Here is a 12,919-nt window from a genome sequence, read left to right as displayed (position 1 = left end):
TGAGGGAAAACTTGCTTTTTTGCTGCTTATTTACTGTAATTATCTTCGACTACTTGCCAATCGAGAACTTCAAAGAAGTCTTTAATGTAATCACCGCGTAGATTGCGATGCTTTAAATAATAGGCGTGTTCCCAGACATCGATGCCAAGAATCGGCGTCCATTCGCCTTGGGTTTCCATCAAAGGATTATCCTGGTTAGGGGAACTCGAAACTTTTAAGTCTCCATTTTTATTTTTCGATAGCCAGGCCCAGCCGGAGCCGAACTGCTTTGTAGCGGCATTGGTCAATTGTTCTTTGAGAGCGTCGACACTTCCAAATGTAGCGCCGATCTTATCGAAAAGCTTGCCGGTCGGAGCTTTTTTGGCATGGGCGGCTAAAGAGGCAAAATAGAGGTTATGATTATAATAGCCACCCCCGTTATTGCGAACCGCAGTTTGAACTTCCTTCGGCAGTTTTTCAAGATGAGACAGTAAATCCACGATATCATCACTGGCATTATTCACCGTCGCTAATGCGGCATTCAAATTCTTGGTGTACCCGGCGTGATGCTTTAGATAATGGGTCTCCATGGTCAAAGCATCAATAAATGGTTCGAGAGCATCAAATTCATATTTTAATTCAACTTGTTTAAACATAATAAATATTTCCTTTCATTAAGTTAGCATTTGCTAACTGATGACTATATTGTCGCCTATCAGTTAGAATAATTCAAATAATGTGCTTAAAAAAAGATGACCGTTGAGAAGGTCATCTTTAAATAGTAACTAATCGGCCAAAGTTCCCATCGGATCCCAGGGCTTGAGATGGATTACATCGGTATCAAGCGCCGATTTAGCTTCGGCGGTAAGGTATTTCTTATGAACAACCGCCTGATAGGCAAATTGATCAAACCAACTGCCGGATGCAAGGTAATATCCCTTGTCCCCGCTTTTATCACCCCACGAGTTTTCAATTTTCCACTTGGTCGGGGAATCGTTGACCAAATTAACGCCGGTTAAAAGCATCGCATGGTTCATCGCACTCGCCCGATAATCGAGGCGATGGGCTTTGGTATCGGTCAAATCAAGGCCGAAAAGGTCTTGATAGGCGTATTGTTCATCATCCCAAATTCCTTCGTCGCGCGCGCCGTAAAGGGCGACATCGCTTCCAAACCAAACAGGAGTTTGATCCTTCAGCTGACTGACGATTGTCTTCTTAAATTCAGATAAAGGCAAATTTAAATGCGTAACCGCATCACCTTCGATGACATTATTCAAATAATCAATCACAAAGCGATGGTAAAAGGGCTTATCGTCGGTGGGTGAATTAATTAAACTGACGTAATCGTTAAGATTAATGCCGACAAATTTGTCGTAGAAACTATGGGCGTTTAGATTGCGTTCAAAATGGTATTTACCATCTTTGTCCACATATTCAAAATCAAACTTAACCGGGGGTTGGCCAAATGTGCTGGCCAATAATGAATATAGTTCATCAAGAGCCTTTTCTTTTAGTTTGGCGACATTGGCATTCGGTTCTCTTACTTCGGCAGCGAATTTTTTCAACCGCCGATCAATGAGGTTATTCACCATGGAAGTTGCCGAACTGGCAATCGTTTCCGGCATGGCATCTTGTGGAACCACGCCATATTTTTTAACTAAATTAGCAAACATCGTCCATTGACCGCCATCTTGGATTGAGGTCTGAAGGATGAACTGAAGCAATCTGTCATCAACTTCACGGTCTTTCAAATCAATAATAGTTTCAAGAAAGAAATTGATCTTCTCTAATTTGTCATAAAAAGCTATGTAATTCTGCGATAACTCAATATTACTCACATTGGTAATATGAGCGGTTTCTTCCCGTAAGAAATTTAAAGCGGAAAATATCCAGCATCTTCCACTTTGCTTTTGGTTAGTAACCGGTAAGGTTTTCAAATCAATCGAAAAACGGAATTGATTATCGGCATGTTTTTTCATCACCCGGCTGGCATCATTAATGGCAGTCTTAAAAAGAACAGTCTCCATTGCCAATGAAACCGGCTTATGACGAAAACTAGTATTCAATTTTTTTAGGTCTTTTTCATTTATCATAAATAATAATCTCCAATCTACTTGCTATTATATATCCTGATGTTTAGGGATGCCACTTTTTTACTATCGAAAAGCAGAAATAAAAGCCGACGATTGGTCTAAATAAAAATGTTATTTCGTGATAGAATATAAAAATATAGGGAGATATTATGGAACAGAAAAAATTTGTCAGTGAAGAACAGTATAAAAAATATCGCAAACGCTTGATTATTATTCTTATTGTTTCCTTTCTTGTCGGTCTTCCATTGGTCATTTTTGGAATTATCAATGTTATAAATTTCGATTTTATCGGCATTTTTCTTATCTTTTTGGGGGCGATATTTTCGTTTCTAGTTCCGTTTGGAATCGGAGGTCTACTTCTACAAAGACCATTGATGGCTTACTCTGCGAGCGCCTCGGCTCCGGTAATCAATGAGGGAGCGGAAGCTTTTTCTCCGGCGATTAAGACGGTATCTCGTTCGGTGATGGAGGGAATTGATTCGCTTAACAATGAGCGAAAGGAAGTTGATCCCAAAAATTATGGATTCTGTGACAACTGCGGACATAAATTAGATGATGACGATGTTTTTTGTCCGGTTTGCGGAAAGAAGGTTCGCTGATGAAATTTAAGGATATTTTTAACGACTATCAAGAAATAATTACCCTTGATACCGAGACCACGGGTTTAGATTTTACACAAAACCAGATTATTGAGTTAGGTGTGGTCAGATATAAAGTCCTTGATAATGAACTTGTTTTTGTTCAAGAATTAAACGAGCTAATTAAACTCCCGCCGGAAGAAACCCTATCCCCGGAAATCGTAAAATTGACGGGGATCACCGATGAAGACTTATTAAAAAAAGGCATTTTTATGAGCGAGGCGGCCAAGAAACTTTACGCTATTTTAACGCCATCCGAAGACAAAAACATTCTCTTCATTGCTTATAATGCCGCTTTTGATATGGCTTTTGTGCGGAGCCTGTTTGCCCGTTTTTTAGTTGATTTTGAAAGTTTACCAATCGATTTTTTAGATGTTCTAACCATCTATAAGGATCGGGCCGAATACCCGCATAAATTGAAGGACGCCATTGCCCATTATCAACTTGAAGACAAAGTTATCAATTCGCATCGGGCAAGTGATGACGCCAAAGCTGCGCTCGCCGTTTTACTGGCGATGGCCGATGAAAAAAATGATATCAGCCGATATATCAATTTATTTGGATTCAATCCCAAATATACTCCGATGGCGACTTTTCAAAAAGTGATCAGTTGCCCACAAAATGCTAATTCAATTCCGTTATATGCAAACAAATAGTAACAGAAAATCCTGGATTCAATTTATTAAGTTTTTGCTCTTTTCGATTAGTGCGGGAGTGATTCAAGCATCGAGTTTTGCGCTACTGGATATTATCACGCCCTGGAGTTATTGGCCATGTTATCTTATTTCACTGCTATTATCCGTTTTATGGAATTTTACTTTTAATCGGCGTTTTACCTTCAAAGACAGCTCCAATGTTCCGCTTTCAATGGTTTTAGTTATTCTATTTTATGCGGTTTTCACTCCCTTATCCACCTGGTGGGGATATGAACTGGATACTCTAGGGTGGGACTATTATGTTATCTTGGCGATGACAATGGCGATAAATTTCATAACGGAGTTCTTCTATGATAAATATGTGGTTTTTCGTCATCAGCAAGATAAAAACTCACTTCTAGCCGATGAACAGGAGTCATAACTATGGAAGAAATCATTCTCACAAATATGTGCTTGGTATATGATGATAGCAGCGGAAGAGCCCTCTTTCTTTTGCGAACGAAAAAAGATTGGCCCGGTTTGACGCTCCCCGGTGGTCATGTTGAAGAAAAAGAGGACTTAGAGGATGCAATCAAGCGCGAAGTGTACGAAGAAACGGGATTGAAGATTTCCCATCCCGAGTTGGTTGGGGTCTACTCTTGGACAACTTTTGGTCTTCATCGACGGGATTTAACGCTTTTATATCGTACCGATAAGTACGAGGGGGAATTAAACTCTTCAAATGAGGGGCAAGTTATTTGGCTAACGATGGATGAGATAAAAAAATATCCATTAAGTAATGATTTTTCGGTGCTAACGGACATTCTTTTTCAAGGATTAAGTTTTCGCCCGAACATATAAAAGGAGATTAATATGCGTATTGCCTTAATTGCCCACGACAAGAAAAAAATAGCGATGATGGGTTTAGCGATGAAATATCGCACGACCTTGGCGCAACATGAATTGTATGCCACGGGCACGACCGGTCAATTGGTGATGGAGCAAACTGGACTAAAGGTTCATTGTATGAAATCGGGGCCACTCGGAGGAGATCAGCAAATTGGCTCGATGATTGCCGATGCTCAATTGGACTTAGTTTTATTTTTACGTGATCCCTTGACGGCGCAGCCGCACGAACCCGATGTTTCGGCTCTTCTTCGCCTTTGTGATGTGATTAATATTCCTTTGGCAACCAATATGGCTAGTGCAGAAATTATGCTTACGGCTTTATCTCGGCAGGAAATAATCTGCCAAAAAACCATTCCGCAAGATCGCAGTTCTCATAAGTAATGACATAAAAAAATAGAGGCTCAACACCTCTATTTTTTTTATAGATAATTGTAATTACTTATGAATGTTATAGAAAGCACTCATTCCTGGATAGATGGCTTCATCATCAAGTTCGTCTTCGATACGAATTAATTGATTGTATTTAGCAATCCGATCGGTTCTTGATAATGAACCGGTTTTAATTTGACCGGCATTTAAAGCCACGGCAAGATCAGCAATCGTTGTATCTTCAGTTTCACCTGAACGATGGGAAACAACACATGTATAACCGGCCCGCATGGCTTTTTCCATTGCATCAAGGGTTTCGGTTAACGTGCCAATTTGATTTAGTTTGATTAAAACTGAGTTGGCAACGCCTTTTTTAATTCCTTCAGCAATAATTTTCGGATTGGTAACGAACAAATCATCACCCACGAGTTGAATCTTCTTGCCCAGACGGTCGGTAAGCTTCTTCCATCCTTCCCAATCGCTCTCAGCCAGTCCATCTTCCAAAGAAATTATTGGATACTTTTCGGCAAAGTCGGCATACATATCAACCATCTCGTCAGTGGTTTTCTTTCCTTGGCCAGACCGCTTTAAGTTATAAACCTTTTCTTCGGCGTCATAGAATTCACTTGAAGCTGGATCCATGGCAATAAAGATATCTTTTCCAGGAACAAATCCAGCTTTTTTAATTGCTTCCACAAGAAGTTGAAGCGGTTCTTCATTACTAGTTAAACCCCGAGGAGCAAATCCGCCCTCATCGCCAACCGAAGTAACATCGCCCCGATCTTTAAGAATTTTCCGTAAAGCATTAAAGGTTTCAGCTCCCCACCGAACGGCTTCCTTTAATGAAGGAGCACCGACGGGCATAATCATAAATTCTTGGAAATCAACGGAACTATCGGCGTGAACACCACCATTTAAAACGTTCATCATTGGGACCGGAAGTTTTTTAGAGTTCGGTCCGCCAAGATAGCGGTATAAAGGCATTCCGTAATAATCGGCGGCCGCCCTGGCAACTGCGAGTGAAACCCCGAGCATTGCATTAGCCCCCAATTTAGATTTATATTCCGTACCATCAAGTTCAATCATTTTCTTGTCGATACCAATCTGATCATCAACTAGCATGCCGACAATTTCCGGAGCGATGACATCATTTACATTTTTTACTGCTTTAAGGACACCTTTTCCTAAGAAACGAGCCTTGTCACCATCTCGTAATTCAAGAGCTTCCCGTTCACCGGTACTCGCGCCACTGGGGACAATCGCCCGACCAAAGGCACCACTTTCCGTGACAACTTCAACTTCAACCGTTGGATTACCACGGCTATCAATAACTTCGCGTGCATAGACACTAGCAATAACTGGCATTCAATTTACCTCCTAATGTAGTTATTTAATGCGATACCATTATACAATGAATTTTAATCAATGGCACGTTAATTACGCATAAATAACTAGGTAATTGATTAAAATTTACATTAGAAAAACTTCGCATATGCATGGGTAAAAATAATAGATATAAAAATACCGAAACATATAATATTTGCATAATTAATAATCTTGTATATAATTTACAACGTGAAATTTATGAAGCATCTTAAAAACGACATTCGGTTTTGGATATTTGTTTTCTTCGGCATACTATTTGTCGTTTATTTAATTCTGTTTTTAACGGGAAACAGCACTTCTTTTAGATAATATCTTTATTTTTTTTGAGAAATTCAAAGAGTTTTTTGGATGCTTTTGCTCGATGAGAAAAAGCGTTTTTTTCATTTAATGAGGCTTCAGCAAAGGTTTTATTCAGTTGGTAAGAGAAAAAAATCGGGTCATATCCGAAGCCGTCACCGCCAGATTCATGGTGGGTAATTTCACCTTTAGCAACCCCTTCAAAAACAAACTCTCTGTCCGCGTAAACAAGCGCTATCGCACAATGAAATGCGGCGCGGCGATCACTGCAGTCCTCCAGCATATGCATTATGACCCGGTTTTTCTCGCGATACGAATAATTTTCCATAAAGCGATGGGAAAAGATACCAGGGAAACCGTAAAGCGCATTAACGGTAATACCGGAATCATCGGCGATAACCGGATAGTCAACTTGAGAAGCGATGGCGCGGGCTTTTATAAGCGCATTCTGCTTAAAATCCAGTCCATCCTCAATCACGGCATCTAAGGAGAGTCCGATGTCTTCAGAGGAAATAAACTCATATTCCAAACTCGAAAAAAGATTTTGGTATTCTTTTATTTTGTTTTTGTTACCGGTAGCCAAAACAATTTTTTTCATTGAGTTATTCCTCGACTTCACATTCCTATTCTACGCTTTTCAAGGACTCAATCATATTGATTTTTTTTAAGATGTGATGAGCGATAAAAATTACGATGATGGCAAAGATTACCGACATCAGTCCCGAGTAAATAAAACTAAGTGGTTTTATGTGATGAATGAAACGGATGCGCTCGATTTCCACCGTATTGACAATAAGATCAGTTAAAAAGTAGCCCATCACCAGTCCAAGAGCAATTCCCCCTAGGGTCAAGAGAATTAGTTCTTTATTGATATAGTTATCTACTTCCCGATTGTTAAAGCCCAGCACTTTCAACGTAGCCAGTTCGCGTTTTCTCTCACTGATATTGATATTTGTAAGGTTAAACATGACAACAAATGACAGCATTGCGGAAAGAATGAGCAAAATAAGGACAACATTATTAAGGGATTGCAAAGTGTTTTCCACGGACTTAATTAAGGAACTGATAGAAGTAACCGTCATCACTTTACTATGGGCTAAAAGCGACAGCGCCAATTCGGATTGAGCTTCACTCGATAAAGGAAGCGTTTTTACGTAAATGGTATTGGCGCTAAAAGCCGTAAAGTTGCTTTCAAAAGTTGCCTTATTCATATAAATCAAATGGCCAACGTAATTTTCGGCAATGGCGGAAACTTTTAAGGTATGGGCAACATTATTCGTGTCAACGATGGATATCTCATTACCCGCACTTATCTTTGCTAGGGCGGCTAACTTGTCGGTGATAACCACCGCATTATTTTGAAGAAAAATAGTATTTTTCGTATCAACATCGCGTAGATTTACCATAGTTGCCAAATCAGTGCTGGGAACAAAAACGTTAACTTCATAGTCATCAACAGTAGCAGGCACCATATCGACAGGTAAAAAATCAGTAATCGCCGGATCAGAAAAAGTTTGGTTGAGTTCTTCGTCACTAATGCCACTTTGAACCAAAACGACCTGATCATAGGTAAATATTTGACCATAGTTGGTGCTAGCGATATCGATGATGGCATCGCGAAGTCCAAATCCCGATAGCATTAGGGCTGTACATCCCATGATACCAATTATCGTGGCGACAACCCTTTTCTTATAGCGGCCGATATTACGTATGGTAATTTTGTTTGAAAACTTTAAATGCTTCCAAATAAAGGGCAGTTTTTCTAAAAAAATACGCTTTCCTGGTTTGGGGGCTTTGGGGCGCATTAACTGCGATGGGTTTTCCCGGATTGTTTTGCCGACCGAATAAATGGAGGAGCCAACGATACACGCTAAAGCGATGGCTATGCCCATGCCGACATAGGTCATTTGGTAGGTAAAAACGAAGTGAGGAATGGAAAAAATAATTGTATAAATATTCCAAATTAGTAAGGGGATAATGTAAAAACCGAGAGTTGATCCGATTAATCCCCCCAATAGAGTTGCCAACCCGCTATATGTGACATATTTTCCCATAATGTGGGCGTTAGAAAAACCCAGCGACTTTAAAGTTCCGATTTCTAAGCGATTGTCTTCAACCATCCGTGCCATCGAAATTAAACTAATAAGAATGGCGACAATATAGAAAACAGTTGGAAAAACCTTAGAAAGATTATCGATGCTTCGGCTGGAGCCGATGTAGTCACTATAAGTGGCATCATCTTCCCGATCATATATTTTTATGATGTTATTTGAAAAGGTATTCGTGTTGTCAATCGTCGATTCATTTACAGCCGATGAGTGGTTTTCCGTCGATTGATCCAAAATTTGCAAAACCGAATTTTTGGCTTTTGCAATCAAGTCAAGATAAGCAGAACTTGATGTAACTTTTTGTTTTGCTTTATCGACAGTCATATATAGATCAGTATAAGTAGAATAGTTAAAATTGTTTTTAGCAATAAATGAGTAATAGTTGACGATACCTGCACCAACATTGGTGTTGCCACGGGAGCCGCTTCCTAGAGCAGTTCCAATATAAAGAGGAGACATGACTTCCCCCACGATTATAAAATCACTATTTTTTAAAATACTCTGCTCGTTATCAAGCGTAATGGAGTCGCCGAGCAGTAAATTATTATCCGTTAAATAACGTTTTTCAATAACAATCTCATTCTCGTTTTCCGGCAATCGCCCAGCAATCAAATCAAGGTTATTAATTTCTTCCGGTAGCGAAATAGTTCGGATAACAAATTGCTTTTCATTAATTAGCGAAAGGCCGTCATAATACTTGCTTCCCTCAACATTGTCGATTTCAGGTAGGGCTTTTAATAGTAAAACAGACTCATCGTTAAACCCGTAGGTGGCTTGAAGATGAAGATCGTAGGTCTGGTGTTGGTCAAAAAAATTATCCAACGAAGTGAGCATATCCGGGCTAGTGGCCTTTAATCCGACAAAGGTTCCCACCCCGAGTAAACTCATGATTAATAGCGAGATGAAACGGCGAAAAGAGGAGAAAATTTCGCGTTTAGTTGAAGTGAGTAAGCGATTCTTTCCCATAAGCTTTACCATTCAATTGATTCAATCGGGGCCGGGTGTTCGTTAACGATTATTTTTTCGACACCACCATTTTTGAATTTTATAATGCGGTCAGCCATCGGAGCAACCGCTCCATTATGGGTGATAATAAGCACAGTCATTTTCTCTTTCCGGCAAGTGTCTTCCAGCAGTTGAAGAATTTGTTTACCGGTTTTGTAGTCAAGGGCTCCGGTGGGCTCATCGCAGAGCAGAAGTTTTGGATTTTTGGCAAGCGCGCGGGCGATGGCAACCCGTTGCTGCTCGCCGCCCGAAAGTTGCGAAGGAAAATTGTTAATACGGTCTTCGAGACCGACTTTATCCAAAACCAGTTTGGGATCAAGTGAATCTTTGCATAGTTGAACCGCCAGTTCGACATTTTCGACTGCGGTTAAATTTTGAATAAGATTGTAAAACTGAAAAACAAAACCGATATTATTCCGGCGATAATTGATTAGTTCCTTCTCATTAAGTTTTGAAATTTCTTTGCCATCGACTATAACCTTCCCTGCGGTAACCGAGTCCATGCCTCCCAAAATATTGAGACAAGTGGTTTTTCCCGCCCCACTCGGTCCAAGAATAACAATTAATTCTCCCTTTTCAATTGTAAAAGACGCCTTATCAAGGGCTTTAATATTGACTTCACCCATGTGATATATTTTGTCGACTTCAATAAAAGATATGTATGCCATAAAAACACCCTTTTATATTATATATTCAAATGTCCTTTGGCACACGATTTTTGAAATCAATGTCCGCGGTAATTATAAAATTAAAAAAACAAAGAGACGGCTAATTATAAAATATTTTAATGTTAGCACCGCTTCCACTGACACTATATAGGGTTATGGATAAAGTGTTGTCACTGACTAAAATTAGGGTGGCATTTGTCGTCCCTTCCATGTCGCTGGCAAAGGGGCGATAAGTTCCAAAGTTACTGAAGCCATCGCTTCCAGAGGATAAGGTTATAGTAATCGTGTCATTTGTTTTTACATAGGTAAAGTAGATTGTATATATTCCGTTTGCACTGCTTCGAACAAAAGTACCGCTTCCTTCTTCCTCAAAAGAAATCGTAAAGGTGGTGTCAACACCGCCAATCCTGGTTGTTAAGGAATAAGAACCTGTCAGTTCATTATTTATAGGTGGAAGGTTGTTGTCGACAACATTAATATTGTAGGATGCGGTCCGGGTTATTCCGCCTTCCGTATAACTGACAATAACGATTTGATTTCCGGCTTCACTCATCTCATAACCAGAGAAAGTTACAAGATGGGTGACATTTCTTTCTGAACCATCACTATAATGGGCGATTACCTCTCCTTCAAACGAATAAACATCGCCTAAGTCAAATGAAGTTTGCATATCAAAAAGCGATATCGATGATAAGGTAATATCACTTCCGTTTTCATTGGATAGATGAGCGGAAATAGTTGCGCTATGATTGGGCATAATGAAGTAATAACTATTATTGCCAAAAGGATTTTTAATAATATTTATCGAGGAATCTTCCACGATAAAAATACTCTCTAGAGTAAACGCATCATTTACGGACACCGTAAAGCGAACCTGTTCTCCTTCAAGAACATAGCCTTCTACGGGCGATATTAAGTTAATTGAGGCACCGATAATTTGGTCGTCAACTTTCAAAAGGTGACCAGAATTATCAATAATTAAAACGAGAGTGACACTTTCTAATGCAATCGCACTTGGTTTAATCTCCCATCTTCCTTGGCTTGAATCGAAAATACATGAGGCATTGCTATCTTCCAAAATTGATAAACTAGAAACTATGAATCCCTCTTCGACGACAAATGAGGCATAAAAGAAACCACCGTCTATACTTGCATCATAAGAAGATAGAGGAGTTCCATTCAAATCAGTAATGCTATAACTCAGTAAATGTGCGTTTGATTGAACGGATATTCTGGGATAATTATCGCCACCAGGGTTATAGTCATCAGGTGTGTAGATGTTAAAACGCATTTGGATGTATCCAAGATAACTACTTTCATTTACATAACTAAAATCAGTAATGGCTACAAAGGAGTCATAAAGAATATTATTCTCTGTATTAGCTATCATTTTTATGCCATTTGATGAGGTTACTTCGGTATAGCCAAAAGTGGCCAATAGAGCAATATAGTTTGTAGCAGCATTTTTGGCCAACTGATAATCACTGATATAGAAGCGGATAAAGGACGTGCTGGTGTAGAAAAAATAATCATCACCATCACCGTATAGTTGATTCATGTTTGCCGTTCGGTCATCAAAATTGGCAACGGAAGTGCATTCGCTACCGAAGGGAACAAGCGGAATAAGATTACTGATGTCATTAGCAATTAAGTAATTATTTAATGCTTGTACGGAATCGACGGCATTATTCATAATTCGACATGAAAGCAGAGCTTGGAAAACACCGTTGGGATAATAATGACCGATTGTATGCTGACCATACTCTTCGCCTGGATGAACATAAACCATTTCAATGGTGTAAATTGTAGTTTTTTGGTCTTCTTCATCAACTTCAATTAATTGATATTTATTGACATTAGTTCCCATCTGAACAAAGCCAACATTTGTTAGTAAACTTGTATAAGCGGGAATCTGATTTCCACATCCATAATCGGTTAAAAGAAGATCAACGCCATTGTATGTTTCTTTGCTTTTAAGGGACAATGTATAACTGGCGTTAGGAAGAAAAGGGATTATATTTCCCTTGTAATAGTAATTAAATAGACTAATATCGTTGCTGCTCCAAGAAGTGGGATTAGAAAAAGTTTGTGTTGGATTAGTGATGTAGTTCTCTAAAACACTATTGGATGCAAGACCAAGATTATAAAGAGTAAGAGTCGTATAACCATTTTCAAAAGTCTCCTCTCCGGTTTCACTATCGATGTAGGCTACTTGAAAGGTAAAGCTAAATATTAATTCTTCATTTTCAATCTGGGCGGTTATTTCACTGGGGGCTATAAACCAGGCCGAGTCAATGTAACCAGAAAAGTTTGAGGCTACAGCAATGACGTCTTGGTCGACGCAATAATAAAGCGAAGCATCGTTTTCATCTTGCCGATAATCAGCTAAAAATAAATTTTCTGCGACTACGTCATATAGCGAGGATATGCCTATTTCATAGTTGGTGGCATAAAAACCGTTGTAAACGACGCTTCCCTCGCTTTGAACAAAGTATATATATCCTTGGTTTTTCTGAAGAATAATCCCGCTATAGTTTCCATAATAGTTGCTATAGTATGCTTGATTATTGAGGTTTATAAAAGTATCGGAATAGACATCACCAGGTGTTCCTTCCAGGTAAGAATTGACATGAATGAAGTAATTATGACTGTTTAAAACATTATTTTTAAAATCGTTAAATTGAGTGCTTTCTAACGATGAGTTCGTATCTATAGATGAAGATGGACTACTTTCAAAACTATTAGATGAAAGCGTCGAGTTCCGATTGCAACCGGAAAGAAAAAGCATAAGTCCTATAAGAACTACCGAAAAATTTTTTTTGCTCATTTTGT

Annotated in this window: 12 protein-coding genes; 5 read left to right on the top strand and 7 right to left on the bottom strand. The window is 39.2% G+C overall.

Annotated features, from left to right (window positions below):
* Positions 1–26: 26 nt before the first annotated feature.
* Both PKC96_05635 and PKC96_05630 read right to left on the bottom strand, forming a co-directional pair.
* The gene (locus PKC96_05635; protein ID HMM00806.1) at positions 27–635 is read right to left on the bottom strand and encodes a superoxide dismutase; all 609 of its coding nucleotides are present in this window, start codon (positions 633–635) and stop codon (positions 27–29) included.
* Positions 636–764: 129 nt separating this feature from the next.
* Positions 765–2,072 carry a C1 family peptidase gene (locus PKC96_05630; protein ID HMM00805.1) on the bottom strand — a complete coding sequence of 436 codons (1,308 nt, stop codon included), beginning with the start codon at positions 2,070–2,072 and terminating at the stop codon, positions 765–767.
* Positions 2,073–2,221: 149 nt separating this feature from the next.
* On the opposite strand from PKC96_05630, the gene PKC96_05625 reads away from it, so the two are divergent.
* The 5 genes from PKC96_05625 to PKC96_05605 are packed head-to-tail and all read left to right on the top strand — an operon-like array spanning position 2,222 to position 4,635.
* Positions 2,222–2,671 carry a zinc ribbon domain-containing protein gene (locus tag PKC96_05625; protein HMM00804.1) on the top strand — a complete coding sequence of 150 codons (450 nt, stop codon included), beginning with the start codon at positions 2,222–2,224 and terminating at the stop codon, positions 2,669–2,671.
* Entirely contained in the window at positions 2,671–3,366 is a 696-nt protein-coding gene (locus PKC96_05620) for a 3'-5' exonuclease (GenBank protein ID HMM00803.1), read from the top strand. The genes PKC96_05625 and PKC96_05620 overlap by 1 nt, the downstream gene beginning before the upstream one ends.
* The gene (locus PKC96_05615) at positions 3,332–3,787 is read left to right on the top strand and encodes a GtrA family protein (GenBank protein HMM00802.1); all 456 of its coding nucleotides are present in this window, start codon (positions 3,332–3,334) and stop codon (positions 3,785–3,787) included. The genes PKC96_05620 and PKC96_05615 overlap by 35 nt, the downstream gene beginning before the upstream one ends.
* 2 nt (positions 3,788–3,789) lie before the next feature.
* Positions 3,790–4,206 (top strand): NUDIX domain-containing protein, encoded by a 417-nt coding sequence (locus PKC96_05610; GenBank protein ID HMM00801.1) that lies wholly within the window; start codon positions 3,790–3,792, stop codon positions 4,204–4,206.
* Positions 4,207–4,218: 12 nt separating this feature from the next.
* Complete coding sequence (locus PKC96_05605) at positions 4,219–4,635, top strand: methylglyoxal synthase (GenBank protein HMM00800.1); 417 nt, start codon at positions 4,219–4,221, stop codon at positions 4,633–4,635.
* A gap of 54 nt (positions 4,636–4,689) precedes the next feature.
* On the opposite strand, the gene eno is transcribed toward PKC96_05605, so the two are convergent.
* The 5 genes from eno to PKC96_05580 form a co-directional block, all read right to left on the bottom strand.
* On the bottom strand, positions 4,690–5,988 hold the full coding sequence (gene eno, locus PKC96_05600; GenBank protein ID HMM00799.1) for a phosphopyruvate hydratase: 1,299 nt from the start codon (positions 5,986–5,988) through the stop codon (positions 4,690–4,692).
* A gap of 322 nt (positions 5,989–6,310) precedes the next feature.
* Complete coding sequence (gene rdgB, locus PKC96_05595; protein ID HMM00798.1) at positions 6,311–6,904, bottom strand: RdgB/HAM1 family non-canonical purine NTP pyrophosphatase; 594 nt, start codon at positions 6,902–6,904, stop codon at positions 6,311–6,313.
* Positions 6,905–6,929: 25 nt separating this feature from the next.
* Positions 6,930–9,380, bottom strand: coding sequence for an FtsX-like permease family protein (locus PKC96_05590; protein ID HMM00797.1), 2,451 nt, complete (start codon positions 9,378–9,380; stop codon positions 6,930–6,932).
* 5 nt (positions 9,381–9,385) lie between these two features.
* Positions 9,386–10,087: an ABC transporter ATP-binding protein gene (locus PKC96_05585; GenBank protein HMM00796.1), complete on the bottom strand. Its 702-nt coding sequence runs from the start codon at positions 10,085–10,087 to the stop codon at positions 9,386–9,388.
* A gap of 100 nt (positions 10,088–10,187) precedes the next feature.
* Positions 10,188–12,914, bottom strand: coding sequence for a hypothetical protein (locus PKC96_05580; GenBank protein ID HMM00795.1), 2,727 nt, complete (start codon positions 12,912–12,914; stop codon positions 10,188–10,190).
* Positions 12,915–12,919 lie beyond the last annotated feature (5 nt).

The organism is Bacilli bacterium (genome assembly GCA_035326105.1).
Lineage (GTDB): Bacteria > Bacillota_I > Bacilli_A > RFN20 > CAG-826 > UBA7706.
The sequence above is the reverse complement of the archived record's forward strand: the minus strand, read 5'-3'. Positions and strand labels throughout refer to the sequence as shown.